Origin of the sequence: Tenacibaculum piscium, from assembly GCF_021390755.1 — a bacterium.
Lineage (GTDB): Bacteria > Bacteroidota > Bacteroidia > Flavobacteriales > Flavobacteriaceae > Polaribacter > Polaribacter piscius.
In genome coordinates this window covers 676,710-696,463 of sequence record NZ_JAJGWR010000001.1, presented here as the reverse complement: position 1 = coordinate 696,463, position 19,754 = coordinate 676,710, and the positions used below count along the sequence as shown (strand labels likewise).

Below are 19,754 nucleotides of genomic sequence, written 5' to 3'. Positions count from 1 at the left end.
TAATAACGATATTTTTGCATTTTAATACACGATTAAATTGAATAATTCAAATACTATTTTGACGACAAAAAACAGCTATATTTTGGGTATTGAAAGTTCTTGTGATGACACAAGTGCTTCGGTAATTTACAACGGAAAGGTAATAAGTAACGTGGTTGCAAACCAAGAAATACACGCTAAATACGGCGGTGTTGTTCCTGAATTGGCATCAAGAGCGCATCAACAAAATATCGTTCCTGTAGTGCAACAAGCTATTGAACAGGCGAATATCTCCAAAAATGATTTAAGTGCCATTGCTTTTACACGAGGTCCTGGTTTGATGGGTTCTTTATTAGTTGGGACATCTTTTGCTAAATCTTTTGCCTTAGGATTAAACATTCCGTTGATTGCTGTAAACCATATGCAAGCACATATTTTAGCGCATTTTATTGAAGATGAAAATGCTAAAATTCCGCCATTTCCGTTTGTTTGTTTAACTATTAGCGGCGGACATACGCAAATTGTTAAAGTTAGCAATCATTTTGAAATGGAAATTTTAGGGGAAACTATTGATGATGCCGTTGGAGAAGCGTTTGACAAATCGGCAAAAATACTAGGATTACCATATCCTGGAGGTCCTTTAATTGATAAATATGCACAATTAGGAAATCCAAAGGCGTATCAGTTTACCAAGCCAAAAGTCGGCGATTTAGAGTTTAGTTTCAGCGGATTAAAAACAGGAATTTTGCGTTTTATCCAAAAAAATGTAAAAGAAAACCCTGATTTTATCAAAGAAAATTTACATGATATTTGTGCCTCTATTCAACATACAATTGTTGAAATTCTGATGGATAAATTAAAAAACACCGTGAAACAAACCGATATTAAACACATTGCAATTGCTGGTGGCGTTTCTGCAAATTCAGAAATTAGAAAACGTTTACTTTTAGCTGAAAAACATTGGGGTTGGACAACCTATATTCCAAAATTTGAATACACCACCGATAATGCCGCCATGATTGCCATCGCTGGATATTTAAAACATTTGAATAATGATTATACCGATATTTCCGTAACTTCAAAAGCACGTTTAAAAGTTACAGAATAAATGTAATTCGTAGGGGCTGACCTATGTGTCCGCCCACACATATCTGTACGCTCACACCTATCTGCCCGCCACCAATCCGTAAAAATTGACAAACATAAATTGTTGGGCGAACAGGAATTTTTAAGCAAACAGGAATTGTTAGATAAACATAAATCGCTAGGCAAACAGGAATCGTTGGGCGAACACATAGGTTCGCCCCTACATTCGGTGGTTCAATGGTTTAAAACCATGACCACAAATGATTATATTCGTAATGTAAAATCAAATAATTGGCAACGTTTTGATGAAAAATTATGGCAACGAAATTATTGGGAACACATTATCAGAAATGAAAAATCACATTTAAAAATTTCAGAATATATCAAAAATAATCCTCAAAATTGGGAAGAAGACAGCCTCAATAAAATTAATGCAAAATTTTAAACAATAATTCTTTTAGAATATCTCCCTGTGATTGATTTGCTCCAACTCCTTTACTTTTAATATCTGCTTCTCTTAAAAAACCGATTACTTGCGATACTTTTCGCATTGGATATTTCTTTACTGAAACCGTATAATCATCTACAAAATAAGGATTTATACCTAAATTTTTAGCCACAGAACCTTTGGATTTATCTCTCAAACCATGATACATTAACAATTGTGTAAAAAAACTATTTAATAATGAAATCGTCATTACTAACGGATTATTTTTAGGGTTTTGCGTAAAATAATTGATGATTCTGTTTGCTTTTACAATATCTTTTTGACCGATTGCTTTTCGTAATTCAAAATTGTTAAAATCTTTTGAAATACCAATATTTTGTTCAATATGTTTATCGGTTATAATTGTTTTTTGAGGTAAAACAGCAGTTAATTTATCCAATTCATTGGCGATTTTACTTAAATCTGTTCCTAAAAACTCTACCAACATTTGAGATGCTTTTGGCTCAATCGTATATTTTTTCCCGCTTAAAACTCTACGAATCCAATCAGCAACCTGATTGTCATATAATTTTTTACTTTCATAAATTAAACCATTTTTAGCAATCGCTTTGTACGATTTTTTACGTTTATCAAGCTTTTTATATTTATAATTAAAAACCAATACGGTACTTACTTGTGGATTTTGAGCATAGGTTTCAATTGCATCAATGGTACGGCTTAAATCCTGTGCTTCTTTTACGATAATCACCTGTTTATCAGCCATCATCGGGTAGCGTTTTGCCGATGCTATAATTTCATCAATCGTAACATCTCTGCCATACATAACCACTTGATTAAACCCTTTTTCAGAGTCATCAAGCACATTTTCTTCGATATAATCTGAAATTTTATCAATATAATACGGTTCTTCGCCCATTAAAAAATAAATAGGCTTTAAATTTCCTGCTTTTATATCGGAGATGATAGCTTTAATATCGTTCATTTTATTATTTTTGAAGCATGCAAAAATTGAATCTTCCTACCTACAAATTTAGGCTCAAAAGTAACGATAATAAGACATTTATTTTTGATAATTTAAGAAAAAAATACTTGGTATTAACTCCTGAAGAATGGGTTCGTCAGCATTTTGTTCGATTTTTAATGGAAGAAAAAAAATATCCTGCGAGTTTAATTGCGATTGAAAAACAATTAGTTTTGAATACTCTTCAAAAACGCACCGATATTGTTATTTTTTCTTCGGATGGCACACCGAATATTATCGTGGAATGTAAAGCTCCAAAAATCAAAATTGCACAAGATACTTTCGACCAAATTGCCCGTTATAATTTAAAATTAAAGGCTAATTTTTTGGTGGTTACCAACGGATTATCGCATTATTTTTGCAAACTTGATACAAAAAATGAAACCTATATTTTTTTAAAAGATATTCCTGATTATAAATAACAAATAATTGATAAATTCGCCAATATGAAAACAGCCATCGTTATATTAAATTGGAATGGAAAACAATTATTAGAACAATTTTTACCGAGTATCGTAAATTTTAGTGAGCAAGAAGCCGAAATTTATGTGGCTGATAATGCGTCTTCAGATACATCTGTTGAATTTATCAAACAAAATTTCCCTACGGTTAAAATTGTTAAAAATACTACTAACGGCGGTTATGCCAAAGGATATAATGATGCGTTACAACATATTAAAGCCGATATTTATTGCTTAGTTAATTCTGATATCGAGGTTACAAAAAACTGGCTAACGCCTATTTTAGACACCTTTAAAAAAGAAGAAAAAACGGCAATTATTCAGCCTAAAATTTTAGATTTTAAATCTAAAAAGAAAGACAAAGCAAAATTTGAATACGCAGGAGCAGGTGGCGGATTTATAGATTTATACGGATACCCATATTGTCGTGGACGAATTTTCAATCATTTAGAAACCGATAACGGACAATTTAATGATACCACCGAAATTTTTTGGGCATCGGGAGCGTGTTTTTTTATCCGCTCAAAAGTGTATCATGAATTGGGTGGTTTTGATGAAGATTATTTTGCACATCAAGAAGAAATTGATTTATGTTGGCGAGCAAAAAACAATAATTTCACGATTAAATATGTAGGAAAATCAACCGTATATCATGTTGGCGGTGCTACTTTGGAAGCAATAAATCCGCAGAAAACCCACTTAAACTTTAGAAATAGTTTGTTTAATATCCTTAAAAATATTCCGAACAATTTAGTGTTTTTTGTAATTTTTTCTCGCTTGATTTTAGACGGAATCGCAGGAATTAAATTTTTAATTGAATTAAAACCAACACATACTATCGCTATTTTAAAAGCACATTTTAGCTTTTATGCAAACTTTTTTAAATTCCTCAAAAAAAGGAAAAAACTACAACAGAAATCAAATTATAACAATCATATTTCTGTTGTTTGGCAATGTTATGCTTTGGGAAGAACGAAATTTGAAAATTTAAAATAGCAAAAAAATTACAAAATATCTAAACTTCCTTTTCCTTCCCGAATTATTTCTGGCATCGCAGTGGTTAAATCAATAACTGTTGATGCTTGATTATCGCCATAGCCACCGTCAATTACAATATCGACACGGTTTTGCCATTTCTCAAAAATCAATTCTGGGTCGGTGGTATATTCTATCATTTCATCTTCATCATGAATCGATGTAGAAACAATTGGATTTCCCAAAGCCTCCACAATCGCCTGAGCAATAGCATTATCTGGCACACGAATCCCGACCGTTTTTCGCTTTTTAAATGCCTTTGGCAATGAAGTACTCCCTGGTAAAATAAAGGTATAAGGTCCTGGCAACGCTCTATTTAATATCTTAAAAGTTGGCGTATCTATCTGTTTTACATAATCGGATAAATGACTTAAATCATTACAAATAAATGAAAAATTTGCTTTCTCTAGCTTCACTTCTTTTATTCTAGCGATTTTTTCGAGTGCTTTTGTATTGGTAATATCACATCCTAAGCCATAAATAGTATCTGTTGGATAAATAATTAAACCGCCATTTTGTAAAACTTTCACAATTTTTGCAATTTCTTTCGGATTCGGATTATCGTTGTATAATTTTATGAATTGTGCCATCTCTCTTTGCTATTTATTGCTATTTATTACTGTTTATTTTGCTGTTTTTATGCGCTATAAAAATCTAAAAATATTTAAAAATTATCAAAATCAAAATCATCAATATTTTCGAAACTTGGAAACTCATCATTAAATTCTCCTCCAAATTCATCATCAAAATCATCTTGTAAATTATTGGAAGATTTTGACGCTTTAAATTCTTTTTCGGGAGCTTCATCAGGAATTTCACCTACGCTTAAAATTATTTTTGATTCCTCAATAACCTCATCAGAATATTCAACAAGTTCAACATAAAATGTCCACATTTGTAAAAAATCGTACACATAAATTAACTTATCATTCATTGTCGGTAACGTTTCTTTGATGCCACAAATTGCCATTGATAAAGCCTCTTGTTCTTCAGACATATCAAACAACGGAATTTCCTCGCCTTGATTCCAATCGTTATCTGTTTTATAAAACGATGCCATTTCTTGCCCATTAAAACCAAATGATTTTGCAATATCGGCATGCAAATTTTCTAATGATTTTACTTCATTGACTACTAGAGTTCTTATTACATCTTTTTGGGTATCTAAAATTACGCGTACTTTATACATGGTATCATTTTTTGTCGCTACAAAAATACGTATTTTTGAATGAAAATTTTAGTAAAATGGATATACAACAATCTCTTGATATTTTAAATAGTTATAATAAAAATACGTTAATGGAAACGCTTCAAATTGAGTTTATTGACGTTGGTGCTGATTATATTACTGCCAAAATGCCTGTAAATTCGAGAGTGCATCAACCGCAAGGTATTTTGCACGGAGGAGCAACGGCGGCCTTAGCCGAAACAGTTGGAAGTTGTGCTTCCGCATTTTTTTTAAATGATACAACTAAAATCGTAAAAGGAATTGAATTAAGTATCAATCATGTAAAAAGTAAAAAAGAAGGCAACGTTTTTGCCACAGCCAAAGCAGTTCATCAAGGAAGAACTACGCATTTATGGGAAGTTAAAATTGTTGATGAACAACAAAATTTAATTTCTTTGTGTAAAATAACGAACATTGTTTTAGATAAAAAATAAGCTTCTTAGCATCATATAAAATAAATTTAGATTGAATATTTTTTTAAAAATAAAGAATTGGCTTGATATAAAACATCCTTTTGTAGTGTATCGAAAACCGAATACCAATATTTTAAACGGTTGGTTTCAACAAGATGATTTTTTATATACATCCGACAAATACACAGAAAAAGGTTTTATTTTTGCTCCTTTTGATGCCGAAAATACAGCCGTTTTAATTCCTGAAAATAACGCTGATTTTCTACAAGAAAACACACCGTCTTTTAATTTTTCTGATAAAATCTCTGAAAAGAATTTTATCTCACAAAAAAAAGCAACAGAAACAGCAGAAAAAAAACATCTTAATTTAGTTGAAAAAGGCATTCAAGCTATTGTAGAAAATCAGTTTAAAAAAGTTGTTTTATCAAGAAAAGAAGCTATTTCTCTTACCGATTTTAATGCGATAACGGCATTTCAAAAATTGCTTACCAATTATAAAAATGCGTTTACCTATATTTGGTTTCATCCAAAAGTTGGATTATGGCTTGGTGCTACGCCTGAAACATTAGTTAAAATAAATGCCCAAAATTTTGAAACAATGGCATTGGCAGGAACACAGATTTTTAAGGGAACGACTGATGTATTTTGGCAATCAAAAGAAATTGAAGAACAACAATTTGTAACCGATTATATTACCAGCAAACTTGAAACTATTTGCACTAAAGTTCAAAAAAATGACGTAGAAACCATCAAAGCTGGAAATTTACTCCATTTAAAAACATTAATTTCAGGGGAAATTACCGCTACAATTACTTCTGAAAACACTTCTGAAAGCACCACAGAAAATTCAACATTGCTAAAAAAATTACACCCTACTCCTGCGGTTTGTGGTTTGCCTTTGGAAGCTTCGAAAGCCTTTATCTTGAAAAATGAAAACTATAATAGAAGTTATTATGCTGGTTTTTTAGGAGAATTAAACTTAACAAAAACAGGCAAAAATACATCGGAGCTTTTTGTGAATTTAAGATGTATGGAAATTAAAAATAATACAGCTTTTATATATGTTGGCGGTGGAATCACTAAAGATAGCAATCCTAAAAGTGAGTGGTTAGAAACAGTCGCAAAAACAGCGACTATGAAAAAAGTTTTATAAATAAAAAAGCATTAACGATTAAAGTTAATGCTTTTTTTGTGTAAAAATGTAAATTGAATTTGAATTGATTTTTTTAAATATCATCGAAAGAAACATTGGTAAATACCTCTGTAGGAACTGCTTGCACTTCTAATACTGTTTCAGTTTCTTCTTCTTTTTTATAATCTTTTTGATGACGTTCGCTAATTACTTCCGAGCCTTTTTCGTTTACAATAAAATCAGTAGCCTGATTTAACATTTCTTTAAAATCCGAAAAATCTTCTTTATATAAGTAAATTTTATGTTTTTGATAATGGAAAGAACCATCATCGTGGGTGAATTTTTTACTTTCTGTTACCGTTAAATAGTAATCAGATGCTTTGGTTGCTCTTACATCAAAAAAATAAGTGCGTCTTCCTGCTCTTAAAACTTGTGAAAAAATTTCTTCTTGCTCTACTCTCTCTCTCTCACTCATAGTTCATTTCTTAGATAATAATAATTTTTTATTTCTTTAAATTTCTTTTTTAAGTTGCTCAACAAATCTAATAAAATAATTGATTTGGCAATACGAAACATTACAATTCTTTTTCTAAAAGTTGTTGTTCATATAACGTTTTATAATATCCTGACACTTTTATTAACTGATTATGAACACCTTGCTGTACAATTTCTCCTGCATCTAATACAATAATTTTATCGGCATTTTTGGCTGATGACACTCTATGACTTATGATAATGGTTGTTTTATCGCTCGATACGTTCTCTAAATTTGTTAAAATTTGTGATTCGGTTTGAGTATCAACTGCCGATAAACAATCATCAAAAATTAATACTTTAGGATTTTTAATAATCGCTCTCGCAATGGCTGTTCGTTGTTTTTGTCCTCCCGATAAAGTAACGCCTCTTTCCCCTAAAATCGTTTGATAACCATTTTTAAATCCTATAATATTATCATGAATTACGGCATTTTTGGAGGCTTCTATAATTTCTTGTTCTGTGGCATTTTCTTTTCCGAATTTAATATTATTTTCAAGCGTATCGGAAAATAAAAATGGGTCTTGAGGCACAAAACCAAGTTGATTTCGGACATCATATAAATTACATTCTTTTATATTTTTTCCATCGATTAAAACTTCACCTTCAGTGGCATCATATAAGCGAGCAATTAAATTGATAATCGTTGATTTTCCACTACCTGTTTTTCCTAAAATAGCCAATGTTTCGCCTTTTTCAATAATTAAATTTACGTTTTTTAATGCCGTAATATTCGTATCATCATAGGTTAAAGAAACATTTTTAAATTCAATTTTACCTTTTATGTCGGTGTGTGTATTTGTCGTATTGCTGATTTCAGGAACTTGTTCTAAAAATTCATTAATTCGTTGTTGTGATGCTTCAGCTTGTTGCACCATCGAGGTTACCCAACCCACTACGGCTACTGGCCAAGTTAAGATATTTACATACATTATAAATGCTCCAATTGCACCTAATTGAATTTCGCCAGCAATATATTGTTTTCCACCAATGTATAGCACAATAATATTACTAATCCCGATTAATAAAATCATCAACGGAAAAAATAAGGCTTGAATTTTATATAAATCGATGTTTTTCTCTTTACTTTGATTTGCTATTTCATCAAAAGAAGCGATTACTTGTGGTTCTATCGCATACGATTTAACGACATTAATCCCCGAAAAAAACTCTTGATTAAACGTTGTTAATTTTGATAAATATTGTTGAACAATCGTACTTCGTTTGTTGATTTGTTTGCTTAACACGAAAATCGAAACCGATAAAATAGGAAACGGAAGCATCGTATAAAAAGTAAGCGTAGGAGAAATTGCATACATTTGACTAAATCCAATAACTAAGGAAATCAGCATATTTAACGAATACATAATCGCAGGACCAAAATACATACGCACTTTCGAAACATCTTCGCTAATACGATTCATTAAATCGCCCGTTCTGTTGTTTTTATAAAAATTAGTCGATAAACGCTGATATTGCTGATAAATTTCATTCTTTAAATCAAATTCAATCATTCGAGACATTACAATAATGGTTTGTCGCATCAGAAAAGTAAAAAAACCACCCAATAAAGTAACGCCGATTATCAACATAATATTATCGAATAAAACACTTTTTACTTCGGATAAATCGGTTACTTTTCCCAAGCGATAATCTTCCACAACATTTAGAGAATTTCCAACAAAATCAGGTATTTTTAAGGTCAGGACTTTTGCTAAAATGGTAATTAACACGCCCAATAATAACCGCCATTTATATTTTATAAAGTATTTATTAAGATATTTTAATGATTTCAAAATGAAAATATTTTTTTAGTTAAAAATTATAAAAATAAAAAGTATCAAAACTAAAGATATTATAATTAAGGCTTCTTTTATTGCTTATGTTTTATCGATTTCTTATTTTTGTGATGAAATTTTTGAGATATTAAAAATAATCTCAACTTAAAACCCCAAACAAATGACATCAGAAATCATTGATACTAAAGACCTTAAGAATGACCCAGTATTTGGTCAGTTATCTTTTGACAATCACGAACAAATCGTTTTTTGCAATGACGAAGATACAGGTTTAAAGGCAATAATCGGTATTCATAATACAACTTTAGGACCTGCTTTAGGAGGTACTCGAATGTGGCAATACAAAAGTGAATGGGAAGCGTTAAATGATGTGTTACGTTTATCACGTGGAATGACGTATAAAGCAGCTATTACAGGCTTAAATCTTGGTGGTGGTAAAGCCGTAATTATCGGTGATGCTAAAACTCAAAAAAACGACGTATTAATGCGTAAGTTTGGAGAATATGTAAATTCATTAAGCGGAAAATATATTACTGCCGAAGATGTTGGTATGGAAACGCATGACATGGATATTATTCGCGAAGTAACGCCACACGTTGCTGGTATTTCTGAAGCTATTGGTGGTTCAGGAAATCCATCACCTGTAACTGCTTATGGTGTTTATATGGGAATGAAAGCAGCAGCAAAATATCGTTTTGGTTCCGAAAACTTAAACGGAAAAAAAGTATTAGTTCAAGGAGTTGGTCATGTTGGTGAAACTTTAGTAAAACATATTACCGATGAAGGTGCGCAAGTTATTTTAAACGATATTAACGAAGCCCGTTTAGAAGAATTAAGTAAAAAATACGGTGCTAGCGTAATCTTAGGAAACGATATTTACGGTTTAGATGTCGATATTTATGCACCATGTGCCTTAGGAGCAACCATAAATGACCAAAGTATTGCACAATTAAAAGCAAAAGTTATTGCTGGTGCAGCTAACAATCAATTAGCAGATGAATTAAAACACGGTAAATTATTGAGAGAAAAAGGAATTGCATACGCTCCTGACTTTTTAATTAACGCGGGTGGAATTATAAATGTGTACGCCGAAGTTGCTGGATATGATAAAGCAGAAAGCTTAAAAAGAACCGAAAATATCTTCAATACAACCTTAGATATTTTCAACTTAGCAGACAAAAAAAGCATTACAACACACCAAGCAGCCTTCAATATTGCACAAGCAAGAATCGATGCACGTAAAAAAGAAAAAAATAACTAGGTAAAAAATAAAAAAGTTTTACTTTTGCAGAGCGTTAGAAATAGTTTCTACCGCTCTTTTTTTTAAAAAGTTTTTAAAAGTTCTTTCAAATGATTAACAGAAGACATATTCGAGTTAAAGTAATGCAATCGGTGTACGCAATACAGCAATCACACAGTGATGATATCCTAAAAGAAGAAAAGTTCTTGAAAAACAGCATTGATAAAATGTATGATTTATATGCACTTAATCTTCAATTATTAGTTGAAGTGCAAAAATTAGCTCAAAAGAGAATCGTACTTTCTAAAAAGAAAATACTTGCCACTAAAGAAGAATTAAACCCAAATACCAAATTTATTGACAATAAACTTATCAATAAATTAATGCAAAGTAGCAGTTTAGAAGCATACGTAAGCTTACACGAACTTAACTATTGGGAGCTAGACAATGAATATGTACGAATCATTTTAGACGAATTACTAAACAGTGATTTGTATCAAGAATATATGAAAAATCCAAAAGATTCTTTTCATGTAGATAAAACTTTTATCGTATCATTTTTTAAAGAAATTATCGCTCCTAATGAAAAATTAGCCGATTATTTTGAAGATAAAATGATTTCTTGGGTAGATGATATTCCTTTTGTAAATACTTGGATTTCAAAATCATTAAATAAACAAAAAGAACAAAATCCTTTTATACTCGGAAGCCTTTATAAAGATAGTGAAGACAAACAATTTGTGTCAAAACTATTTCAAAAAACAGTGTTGAATCAACACAATTATCAAGACGATATTATCGAAAAAACACCCAACTGGGAAGCTGATAGAATTGCTGATATCGATATGATTATCATTAAAATGTCGATTACTGAATTTTTACACTTTCCCTCAATTCCTAGTAGAGTGAGCATCAACGAATATATTGAACTTGCTAAAGATTATTCGACCAATAAAAGTGGCTACTTTATCAACGGTGTATTAGATAAATTATCGAAAGATTACTTAGCTTCTGAAAAAATGGTGAAAACTGGTAGAGGTTTGTTATAAAAATTTATTATTTTTACCAAAACAAATTAATTATTTTAACATGAAGAAAATAGCACTAGCAATTGCATTTGTTCTTTCAACAGGAGTTTTTATTTCTTGTGGAAAAAGCGATGCCTCGTCTAAAGTAAAAAAAGAAAACGTAGAAAATGCTGAAAAAAGAGATGTTTCTATCAATAAAGGAACAGCTTCTATTTCTTTTGATAAAGAAGAGCATAATTTCGGAACTGTAAACGAAGGAGAGGTTGTTAAAACATCTTTTATTGTTACAAATACTGGAAAATCTGATTTAGTAATTACAAACGCACAAGCAAGTTGTGGTTGTACTGTGCCATCATGGCCTAAAGAAGCAATTGCTCCAGGTGAAACAGGTGAAATTCAAGTAAGTTTTAATACAAGCGGAAAACCAAACAAACAATCAAAATCAATTACCTTAACAACCAATACTCAAAAAGGTAGAGAAGTTATCAAAATTACAGGTATGGTAACTCCTAAAAATAAAAAAGCATAATGTTTATAACGATTCTTTTACAAGCAAGTACCCAAGAAAGCATTATGAGTATGCTTCCTTTTGTTGCAATGATTGGTGTTTTTTATTTCTTGATTATTCGTCCGCAGATGAAACGTCAAAAAAATGAAAAAAAATTCCAAACCACTGTTGTTAAAGGAATTAAAGTAGTTACTTCTAGTGGTATTCATGGTAAAATCGTAGAAATTAACGACACCGATAATACCGTTACTATTGAAACTGGTGCTGGTAAAATTAAATTTGAACGCTCTGCAATTTCTATGGAATTAAGTAAAAAATATCAAACAGACGTTAAATAATACTATTTTTTATTATACCGATTTATATCTAAAAAAGAGTGCTATACAGCACTCTTTTTTTTGTGCCTGTTTGTTGTATTTTTATTGTATTTTTATCTTCTATTCTGAATTTTAAAATTTTAAGAATTTTGAAAAAAAAAAGTAACATACCAAAAACTTTTTTCGGTTTTTTAACAGCATCCATACTTTTTTGGTTGCTGATAAACTTATCAAAACAATACACTACCGAAATACTATTTCAAGTAGCCTACACCAATTTGCCTATCAAAAAAATAATTATTGATACGCCAGTTGAAAAAATTCCACTACTCGTAAAAGGAAGCGGTTTTAAACTTATCAGTACTAATTTTAAAAATAATATTCTAGCACTGAACCTATCAAAAGTAAAAAATAAAGACACAAATGATTATTATTTCTTAACCAAAGAACTACAACCAAAACTTAAAAATCAGTTACCATCAGGAATTAAATTAATACGCATTCAAAAAGATACGATTCCGCTTAAAATAGGAACATTACACACTAAAATAGTTCCTTTAAAACCAAATTTAGACCTCAATTTTCAACTCGGTTACGACCTGGCAACACCTCTGAAAATAACTCCTAAAAATGTACTCATTTCTGGAGAAAAATTAATCATAGAAAAAATTAAGGAACTAAATTTAATCGAAAAAAAGCTCGTAAATGTTTCTGAAAATACTAAAATCACCTCCAAAATTCAAATTCCTGAACACGTAAAAACAACGCTAAAATCAGCAGAAATAAGTATTTTTGTCGATAAATTTACACAAGGAGAAATTGAAATTCCTGTTTTAGTGAAAAATGCTCCAAAAGGTATCAATATTTTTCCTAAAAAAGTGAACGTAATCTATAAAGTAGGATTGAAAAATTTTAACAAAATTAATCCAAATCTTTTTAAAATTGCCTGCGATTACAAACAAATAAAAATTGATGAAACCTCTTATCTTACTCCCAAATTAATAAAAAAACCCGATTCAATTACAATAATTAGAATCGTTCCTAAGAAAATAGATTTTTTAATTCATAAAAAAACAGCAAAATAAAAATATAACTAAAATGATTATAGGCGTAACAGGTGGCATTGGTAGCGGAAAATCTACCGTAATAAAAATGTTTGCAAAATTTGAAAATATCGCTATTTATATTGCGGATTCTCAAGCTAAAAAATTAATGAACTCCTCTGAGGAAATTAAAACAAAATTAATCGCCGAATTTGGCGAAAACACCTACAAAAACAACGAATTAAATACAGCATTTTTAGCAAATATCGTTTTTAAAAATAAAGAAAAATTAGCCGTTTTAAACGCTATCGTACATCCTGTGGTTCATAAACATTTTCAAAATTTCATCCTTGAAAATGCCCAAAAAAGCTATATTCTCTACGAAAATGCCATCCTTTTTGAGAATAATAGCAATAACTTTTGTGATAAAATAATTACCGTAACAGCACCTGAAAATATCAGAATTGAACGCGTTTTAAAAAGAGATAATACCACTATTACAGCCGTAAAAAATAGAATCAAAAATCAGTGGAGCGAAACCAAAAAAATACTGCAATCTAATTATGTAATTCAAAATATCATCCGTGAAAATACACAACATGAAGTTACAAGAATTCACAATATTTTAACAAATACAAATCGCTAATTTGTGTTTTATCAAAAAAAACTCTTAAAAATAACTTAACTTTATAATATTTCTGTTAAAAAAAGTTAAAAATAACCAAACCTTCATTTTATTAATTTATTTTTGGATACTATGGGGAAAAAAATTTTTATTCTGATTGTTGTTTTAATGAGTATTTCTTTGGTAGGAATTATCTCGGTTCAAATGTATTGGATTAAAGATGCTATCAAAAATAAACAACAACAATTTGATAGCAATATTAAAATCGCCCTAGCAAGAACTTCCGAAAGAATTAAAGATAGAGAATACGCCGAATTTATTCAAAATAATCAAGAATTTCTAAAAGATAAAAAGTTCGTTTCCGATGCCGAAATAACAACCTATCTTTTTCAACAAATAGACACCACAAGTAAACGAAAATTTACGTTCGGAACTACTATTTTAGGCGAAAGTATCAAAATGCCTGGCGATTTTATAAACAATGATTCCATTATTTTAAAACGATATTCAAGTAAACAAGACTTTTATTCATCGCAAGTAATTAAATCAGAAAATAAAGACTTTAAACCATTTGTAGAAGAAACAAGCTTCTCTACATTTAAAACATATCCGAAATTTAATAAAAAATTAATTGAAGATATGTTTCTTCAAAAGAAAAGATTATACCCTATTAATCAAAGAATTAGCAATAAAGAACTCAACATTACCATCAAAGAAGAATTGGCTAAAATGAACATAACGCAGGATTTTAAATACGGCGTATATGAAGACGGATTAGCAACACAATTAAAATCAGGATACTTTAACATACAACCAAATGATGCAAATTATCCACTATTAGCCGACGATAACGGCATCAGTAAATATAAATTATACATCAAATTTCCTGATGAAAGAAAAAATTTACTCTCAGGAATGTTTAAAATTTTAGCACTATCCTTATTATTTATCGGAATTATTATTTTCGCTTTCTCAACATCACTCTATTTATTGATTCGTCAGAAAAAAATATCTGAAATAAAAACAGATTTTATTAATAACATGACGCACGAATTTAAAACACCAATCGCGACCATCAATTTAGCTTTAGATGCTATTAAAAATCCTAAAATTATAGCCGATCAAGAAAAAGTAAAACGATACGTGAAAATGATTCGTGAAGAAAATAAACGAATGCACACGCAAGTTGAAAACGTATTAAGAATATCTCGATTAGAAAAAAAACAACTAGAAATTAGTAAGGAAGCAACCGATATGCACGATGTTATTGAAGAAGCTATTGAACATATTCAGCTTTTAGTTGATGACAAAAAAGGAAGCGTAACACCACATTATGAAGCCATAATTACCGAAATTTCTGGAAATCAATTTCACTTAATAAACATCATCGTGAATATGCTCGAAAATGCATTGAAGTATTCTGAAGGAGCTCCTAAAATTGATGTTTATACACAAAGTACCAACAAATATTTTATCATCAAAATAAAAGATGAAGGTATCGGAATGAGTAAAAATGCACAAAAATACGTTTTTGATAAATTTTATAGAGAACATAAAGGAAATATACACAACGTAAAAGGACACGGTTTAGGACTCGCATACGTTAAAGAAATTGTAGAAGGACATCAAGGTACTGTTAGCGTTGAAAGTGAAAAAGGAAAAGGAAGCGTATTTACAGTAAAATTACCACTAATCTAAAAAAAACAAACAAATGGGGAGCAAAAAAATATTATTAGTAGAAGACGATCCAAATTTTGGAACTGTTCTTAAAGATTATTTAGCATTAAATGATTACAATGTTACACTTGCTAAAGACGGAATCGATGGATTAATTATGTTTAAAAATAGCGAATATGATTTGTGTATTTTAGATGTAATGATGCCTCGTAAAGATGGATTTTCATTAGCGCAAGACATTCGTACCACCAACAAAGAAATTCCAATTATATTTTTAACCGCCAAAACATTAAAAGAAGATGTTTTAAGAGGCTATCAAGTTGGAGCAGATGATTATTTAAACAAACCTTTTGATTCAGAAGTTTTATTGCATAAAATAAAAGCAATTTTACAACGTAAAGAAAACGAAAAAACAAACGATACCGATGAATTTTTATTTAAAATTGGAGGTTTCGATTTCAATTCTAAACTACGTCATTTATCGTTAAATGGAGCTGAACCTCAAAAACTTTCGCCTAAAGAAAGCAAATTATTACGATTATTAGCCGTTCATAAAAATGACCTAATGCCTCGTGAACTTGCCTTAACTAAAATATGGAGAGATGATAATTACTTCACTTCCAGAAGTATGGATGTATATATTGCCAAACTTCGAAAATATTTAAAAGGTGATAAAAATGTTGAAATTATCAATATTCACGGAGAAGGATTTCGTTTATTAGAAAAAGTATAAATAAATATACTAAAAAAGTTCTAAATAAAAATTTTAAAAAGACTTCTTATTAAAAAAGAAGTCTTTTTTTTATGCTGATAAACTATGCGTATTTTTGCAATATGAACTTTGAATTACACTCTGATTTTAAGCCAACAGGCGATCAACCAACCGCTATCAAACAATTAGTCAACGGATTAAATACTGACGAAAAATACCAAACACTTTTAGGTGTTACAGGTTCTGGTAAAACTTTTACCGTAGCAAATGTAGTTGCCCAAGTGAATCGTCCTACCTTGGTTTTGGCACATAATAAAACATTAGCGGCACAATTATATGCCGAATTCAAGCAGTTTTTCCCGAACAATGCCGTTGAATATTTTGTTTCTTATTATGATTATTATCAGCCAGAAGCCTATATTCCTGTTACGGGAACTTTTATTGAAAAAGATTTATCTATCAATGATGAAATAGAACGCCTTCGAATTAGCACTTCCTCTTCATTACTTTCTGGTCGTAGCGATATTATCGTTATTGCTTCTGTTTCTTGTTTATACGGTATTGGAAATCCGAAGGAGTTTAAAAAAAATGTGATTCCAATCGCTGTAAATCAACAAATTTCACGCACCAAATTTTTACACAAACTGGTGACCAGTTTATATTCTCGAACCGAAACTGACATAAAAAGTGGAACTTTTAAAGTAAAAGGCGATGTCGTTACTATTTATCCATCGTATGGCGATAGCGGTTATAAAATTCATTTTTTCGGAGATGAAATTGAAGAAATTGAAACTTTCAATATTGAAAATAATCAGCGAATTGAAAAATTAGATGAACTCACTATTTACCCTGCAAATTTATTTGTAACCTCTCCTGATGTGTTGCAAAATGCCATTCATCAAATACAAGATGATATGGTAAAACAGGTGGATTATTTCAAAGAAATTGGCAAACATTTGGAGGCAAAACGTTTGTTAGAACGCACCGAGTTCGATTTAGAAATGATTCGAGAATTGGGCTATTGTTCAGGAATTGAAAATTATTCTCGATATTTAGACGGACGAGCTCCAGGTACTCGCCCGTTTTGTTTATTAGATTATTTTCCTGATGATTTTTTAATGATTATTGATGAAAGTCACGTTACCATTCCGCAAACGCATGCCATGTATGGTGGCGATAGAAGTCGAAAAGAAAATCTAGTAGAATATGGTTTTCGTTTGCCTGCGGCGATGGATAATCGTCCTTTAAAATTTGAGGAATTTGAAGCATTACAAAACCAAGTAATTTATGTATCTGCAACACCTGCAGATTATGAATTGCAAAAAACTGAAGGCGTATTTGTGGAACAAGTAATTCGCCCGACAGGTTTATTAGATCCAATAATTGAAGTTCGTCCGAGCGAAAATCAAATTGATGATTTAATTGAAGAAATACAAATCCGAGTAGAAAAAGACGAGCGAACTTTGGTAACCACTTTAACCAAACGAATGGCGGAAGAATTAGCAAAATATTTAACCAGAATTCAAATTCGTTGTCGTTATATTCATTCGGATGTAGATACTTTAGAGCGAGTTCAAATCATGCAAGATTTACGAAGAGGTTTGTTTGATGTTTTAATTGGTGTAAATTTATTACGTGAAGGTTTGGATTTACCCGAAGTTTCCTTAGTTGCCATTTTAGATGCTGATAAAGAAGGATTTTTACGCAGTCATCGTTCGATAACACAAACTGTTGGTCGGGCGGCGAGAAATGTAAACGGACGTGCTATTTTATATGCCGATAAAATCACCAAAAGTATGCAACGAACCATGGATGAAACCGATTACAGACGAAAAAAACAGCAAAATTACAATACTAAAAATGGCATTACACCAACGCAAATCAATAAAAAATTAGACAATACACTTTCTCAAGATACCATTACTTCTTTTCATTATGATAATGCTATTGAAAAAGTTTCAAAACAAGATTTACAATTTTTATCCAAGGAAGAAATAGAAAAACGTATCCGAGGAAAACGTAAAGAAATGGAAACTGCTGCTAAAAATTTAGATTTTATGGTCGCTGCACAATTACGTGATGAAATTGCTATTTTAAGAAAGAATCTATAAAACTTAGAGCCTGTTTAAATTAAAAAACGACTTTTATGAATATCATAAAAGTCGTTTTCAAAAAATAAAAAAAGTAATTAAAAATAAAAAGTTACTTTTAATTATTTAGATGCTACTAAAGTTACAGGTAAATTATATACTTCTGTATTCACTTTACCTTGAATTTTCTTGTAATTTAAGCTTCTTTTAATATAATTTTCTATTTTTTCCGTATTATTTTTTGAATCTACCGATAACACAATAAGTTCATTTTTACTATTTATTGTTAATTTTACAATTACAGAAACGTCTGTTTTTAATTCAAATTTTGGGTTTTTTAATAATTTTTGAACTTGTTTATTTATTAATACCAATGCTCCTTCTGAAGGATTTGTAGTTCCAGCAGTTACCATTAAAGTATTTGCTGTTAAAAAAAGCGCTACTAATAAAAATTTAATTGTTTTCATAATGTTGTTTATTATTCTTAATAATTACAATTTTCTAATTAAATATAAAATGTTCTTGGGTTTGCAAACCACTACAAATTTACGGCAGAATACTAATGGTAATGTTAGTTTACTTTTAACAAAAACTCAAAGAATAGTTACTTAAAAACAGGTTAAAAAGATAAATTCACGACTATTTTCAAGATATACTTAAAAACCTCAACAATAAGAACTTAATTAAACAATGATTTCAATAATAATTTAATACAAAAAGATAATTATCAGTATCTATTTTTTAAATAAAAACTCAAATATTTAAAATATCTGTAATATAAAAAATATATTTTAGCATCAAAAAAGACGTAACAATTAATTTACATTATAAATAAGAACAACTATTTCACTCTTTTTTTTGCAGATAGAAAACTAAAAACAAGCAATTTCATATTTACTTTCTTAATAAATCTTTTTGAATAACTGATTTTCCTTTTAAGGTTTGGAGTTTCTCTTTCACTAGAATATTTAATTTTAAAGTTTCGATACTTTCCTTTGAAAAAAGAGCATCTTCTACCTTTATATCAATATAATACTTCCCTGGAAACAATGTTTCTTTTTGATTTTTAATTTTACCATTCGGAATTTCAATAATAGTGATATTCTTAAATTTTTTATCAGCAATTTCTACGGACAGAATTTTAAAGCTATCTATAGGTGATTCAATTATCGCAGAATACTTCATTTTTGAAGTATCAAACTTAGAACCTGCTCTTACATATTGTTTTTTAATCTCGCTTATAGAAACTGATTTGCAAGCGAAAAACAGTGGCATTATTAGCATGAAAATAATTTTAGAATTGTTTTTTAACATCTTTTCTATTTTTTTCTAAATTAAAAAAACACGATACTACCAATGTAGTATCGTGTTTTTTGAT

Annotated in this window: 22 protein-coding genes; 15 read left to right on the top strand and 7 right to left on the bottom strand. The window is 30.1% G+C overall.

The window, feature by feature from the left end:
- The first annotated feature begins 58 nt into the window (after positions 1 to 58).
- Complete coding sequence (gene tsaD / locus L0U72_RS03320; protein ID WP_233898479.1) at positions 59 to 1,087, top strand: tRNA (adenosine(37)-N6)-threonylcarbamoyltransferase complex transferase subunit TsaD; 1,029 nt, start codon at positions 59 to 61, stop codon at positions 1,085 to 1,087.
- A gap of 102 nt (positions 1,088 to 1,189) precedes the next feature.
- Positions 1,190 to 1,510, top strand: coding sequence for a transposase (locus L0U72_RS03315; protein ID WP_233898410.1), 321 nt, complete (start codon positions 1,190 to 1,192; stop codon positions 1,508 to 1,510).
- Here L0U72_RS03315 and holA read toward each other — a convergent pair.
- The gene (gene holA, locus L0U72_RS03310; protein WP_233898409.1) at positions 1,494 to 2,495 is read right to left on the bottom strand and encodes a DNA polymerase III subunit delta; all 1,002 of its coding nucleotides are present in this window, start codon (positions 2,493 to 2,495) and stop codon (positions 1,494 to 1,496) included. The two genes, L0U72_RS03315 and holA, sit on opposite strands and share 17 nt — an antisense overlap.
- 17 nt (positions 2,496 to 2,512) lie before the next feature.
- Between holA and L0U72_RS03305 the strand changes: the two genes are divergently transcribed.
- Positions 2,513 to 2,956, top strand: a complete 444-nt coding sequence (locus L0U72_RS03305; RefSeq protein WP_193699864.1) for a type I restriction enzyme HsdR N-terminal domain-containing protein — start codon at positions 2,513 to 2,515, stop codon at positions 2,954 to 2,956.
- Positions 2,957 to 2,980: 24 nt separating this feature from the next.
- Entirely contained in the window at positions 2,981 to 3,991 is a 1,011-nt protein-coding gene (locus L0U72_RS03300; protein ID WP_233898408.1) for a glycosyltransferase family 2 protein, read from the top strand.
- A gap of 8 nt (positions 3,992 to 3,999) precedes the next feature.
- Here the strand turns inward: L0U72_RS03300 and L0U72_RS03295 are convergent, their stop codons facing one another.
- Positions 4,000 to 4,620, bottom strand: coding sequence for an L-threonylcarbamoyladenylate synthase (locus tag L0U72_RS03295; RefSeq protein ID WP_101916915.1), 621 nt, complete (start codon positions 4,618 to 4,620; stop codon positions 4,000 to 4,002).
- Positions 4,621 to 4,694: 74 nt separating this feature from the next.
- Positions 4,695 to 5,219, bottom strand: coding sequence for an IS1096 element passenger TnpR family protein (locus tag L0U72_RS03290; protein WP_101916914.1), 525 nt, complete (start codon positions 5,217 to 5,219; stop codon positions 4,695 to 4,697).
- Between the two features lie 56 nt (positions 5,220 to 5,275).
- Between L0U72_RS03290 and L0U72_RS03285 the strand changes: the two genes are divergently transcribed.
- A complete protein-coding gene (locus tag L0U72_RS03285; protein ID WP_193699866.1) occupies positions 5,276 to 5,692 on the top strand; it encodes a PaaI family thioesterase in 417 nt (138 codons plus the stop codon).
- A gap of 31 nt (positions 5,693 to 5,723) precedes the next feature.
- Positions 5,724 to 6,824 carry an isochorismate synthase gene (locus L0U72_RS03280; RefSeq protein WP_233898407.1) on the top strand — a complete coding sequence of 367 codons (1,101 nt, stop codon included), beginning with the start codon at positions 5,724 to 5,726 and terminating at the stop codon, positions 6,822 to 6,824.
- 73 nt (positions 6,825 to 6,897) lie between these two features.
- On the opposite strand, the gene L0U72_RS03275 is transcribed toward L0U72_RS03280, so the two are convergent.
- Positions 6,898 to 7,278 carry a PUR family DNA/RNA-binding protein gene (locus tag L0U72_RS03275; RefSeq protein ID WP_101916911.1) on the bottom strand — a complete coding sequence of 127 codons (381 nt, stop codon included), beginning with the start codon at positions 7,276 to 7,278 and terminating at the stop codon, positions 6,898 to 6,900.
- A gap of 100 nt (positions 7,279 to 7,378) precedes the next feature.
- A complete protein-coding gene (locus tag L0U72_RS03270; RefSeq protein ID WP_101916910.1) occupies positions 7,379 to 9,133 on the bottom strand; it encodes an ABC transporter ATP-binding protein in 1,755 nt (584 codons plus the stop codon).
- A 163-nt stretch (positions 9,134 to 9,296) separates the two neighbouring features.
- Here L0U72_RS03270 and L0U72_RS03265 point away from each other — a divergent pair, with 163 nt between their 5' ends.
- The 9 genes from L0U72_RS03265 (at position 9,297) to uvrB (ending at position 18,397) form a co-directional block, all read left to right on the top strand.
- Positions 9,297 to 10,397: a Glu/Leu/Phe/Val family dehydrogenase gene (locus tag L0U72_RS03265; RefSeq protein WP_101916909.1), complete on the top strand. Its 1,101-nt coding sequence runs from the start codon at positions 9,297 to 9,299 to the stop codon at positions 10,395 to 10,397.
- A gap of 89 nt (positions 10,398 to 10,486) precedes the next feature.
- The gene (gene nusB / locus L0U72_RS03260) at positions 10,487 to 11,425 is read left to right on the top strand and encodes a transcription antitermination factor NusB (RefSeq protein ID WP_101916908.1); all 939 of its coding nucleotides are present in this window, start codon (positions 10,487 to 10,489) and stop codon (positions 11,423 to 11,425) included.
- Positions 11,426 to 11,465: 40 nt separating this feature from the next.
- Entirely contained in the window at positions 11,466 to 11,933 is a 468-nt protein-coding gene (locus L0U72_RS03255) for a DUF1573 domain-containing protein (RefSeq protein ID WP_101916907.1), read from the top strand.
- Positions 11,933 to 12,250, top strand: a complete 318-nt coding sequence (yajC, locus tag L0U72_RS03250) for a preprotein translocase subunit YajC (RefSeq protein WP_101916906.1) — start codon at positions 11,933 to 11,935, stop codon at positions 12,248 to 12,250. Before L0U72_RS03255 ends, yajC begins: the two co-directional genes overlap by 1 nt.
- 128 nt (positions 12,251 to 12,378) lie before the next feature.
- Positions 12,379 to 13,314, top strand: a complete 936-nt coding sequence (locus L0U72_RS03245) for a YbbR-like domain-containing protein (protein ID WP_233860928.1) — start codon at positions 12,379 to 12,381, stop codon at positions 13,312 to 13,314.
- A 13-nt stretch (positions 13,315 to 13,327) separates the two neighbouring features.
- Entirely contained in the window at positions 13,328 to 13,918 is a 591-nt protein-coding gene (coaE, locus tag L0U72_RS03240) for a dephospho-CoA kinase (RefSeq protein ID WP_193699870.1), read from the top strand.
- A gap of 111 nt (positions 13,919 to 14,029) precedes the next feature.
- Positions 14,030 to 15,595 carry a sensor histidine kinase gene (locus tag L0U72_RS03235; RefSeq protein WP_101916903.1) on the top strand — a complete coding sequence of 522 codons (1,566 nt, stop codon included), beginning with the start codon at positions 14,030 to 14,032 and terminating at the stop codon, positions 15,593 to 15,595.
- A 13-nt stretch (positions 15,596 to 15,608) separates the two neighbouring features.
- Positions 15,609 to 16,307, top strand: coding sequence for a response regulator transcription factor (locus L0U72_RS03230; protein ID WP_233898406.1), 699 nt, complete (start codon positions 15,609 to 15,611; stop codon positions 16,305 to 16,307).
- 101 nt (positions 16,308 to 16,408) lie between these two features.
- Positions 16,409 to 18,397: an excinuclease ABC subunit UvrB gene (uvrB, locus tag L0U72_RS03225; protein ID WP_233898405.1), complete on the top strand. Its 1,989-nt coding sequence runs from the start codon at positions 16,409 to 16,411 to the stop codon at positions 18,395 to 18,397.
- A 101-nt stretch (positions 18,398 to 18,498) separates the two neighbouring features.
- Here the strand turns inward: uvrB and L0U72_RS03220 are convergent, their stop codons facing one another.
- On the bottom strand, positions 18,499 to 18,843 hold the full coding sequence (locus L0U72_RS03220) for a hypothetical protein (protein ID WP_101916900.1): 345 nt from the start codon (positions 18,841 to 18,843) through the stop codon (positions 18,499 to 18,501).
- A gap of 427 nt (positions 18,844 to 19,270) precedes the next feature.
- Positions 19,271 to 19,690: a hypothetical protein gene (locus tag L0U72_RS03215; protein WP_101916899.1), complete on the bottom strand. Its 420-nt coding sequence runs from the start codon at positions 19,688 to 19,690 to the stop codon at positions 19,271 to 19,273.
- Between the last annotated feature and the right edge of the window lie 64 nt (positions 19,691 to 19,754).

Bases quoted from the DNA above. Each gene is read 5' to 3' on its own strand.
- L0U72_RS03300 (WP_233898408.1), top strand. From the start codon at position 2,981: ATGAAAACAGCCATCGTTATATTAAATTGGAATGGAAAACAATTATTA.
- L0U72_RS03255 (WP_101916907.1), top strand. From the start codon at position 11,466: ATGAAGAAAATAGCACTAGCAATTGCATTTGTTCTTTCAACAGGAGTT.
- L0U72_RS03215 (WP_101916899.1), bottom strand. From the start codon at position 19,690: ATGTTAAAAAACAATTCTAAAATTATTTTCATGCTAATAATGCCACTG.
- L0U72_RS03305 (WP_193699864.1), top strand. From the start codon at position 2,513: ATGCAAAAATTGAATCTTCCTACCTACAAATTTAGGCTCAAAAGTAAC.
- L0U72_RS03265 (WP_101916909.1), top strand. From the start codon at position 9,297: ATGACATCAGAAATCATTGATACTAAAGACCTTAAGAATGACCCAGTA.
- holA (WP_233898409.1), bottom strand. From the start codon at position 2,495: ATGAACGATATTAAAGCTATCATCTCCGATATAAAAGCAGGAAATTTA.
- L0U72_RS03290 (WP_101916914.1), bottom strand. From the start codon at position 5,219: ATGTATAAAGTACGCGTAATTTTAGATACCCAAAAAGATGTAATAAGA.
- L0U72_RS03295 (WP_101916915.1), bottom strand. From the start codon at position 4,620: ATGGCACAATTCATAAAATTATACAACGATAATCCGAATCCGAAAGAA.
- L0U72_RS03220 (WP_101916900.1), bottom strand. From the start codon at position 18,843: ATGAAAACAATTAAATTTTTATTAGTAGCGCTTTTTTTAACAGCAAAT.
- yajC (WP_101916906.1), top strand. From the start codon at position 11,933: ATGTTTATAACGATTCTTTTACAAGCAAGTACCCAAGAAAGCATTATG.
- coaE (WP_193699870.1), top strand. From the start codon at position 13,328: ATGATTATAGGCGTAACAGGTGGCATTGGTAGCGGAAAATCTACCGTA.
- L0U72_RS03230 (WP_233898406.1), top strand. From the start codon at position 15,609: ATGGGGAGCAAAAAAATATTATTAGTAGAAGACGATCCAAATTTTGGA.
- nusB (WP_101916908.1), top strand. From the start codon at position 10,487: ATGATTAACAGAAGACATATTCGAGTTAAAGTAATGCAATCGGTGTAC.
- L0U72_RS03285 (WP_193699866.1), top strand. From the start codon at position 5,276: ATGGATATACAACAATCTCTTGATATTTTAAATAGTTATAATAAAAAT.
- L0U72_RS03235 (WP_101916903.1), top strand. From the start codon at position 14,030: ATGGGGAAAAAAATTTTTATTCTGATTGTTGTTTTAATGAGTATTTCT.
- uvrB (WP_233898405.1), top strand. From the start codon at position 16,409: ATGAACTTTGAATTACACTCTGATTTTAAGCCAACAGGCGATCAACCA.
- L0U72_RS03275 (WP_101916911.1), bottom strand. From the start codon at position 7,278: ATGAGTGAGAGAGAGAGAGTAGAGCAAGAAGAAATTTTTTCACAAGTT.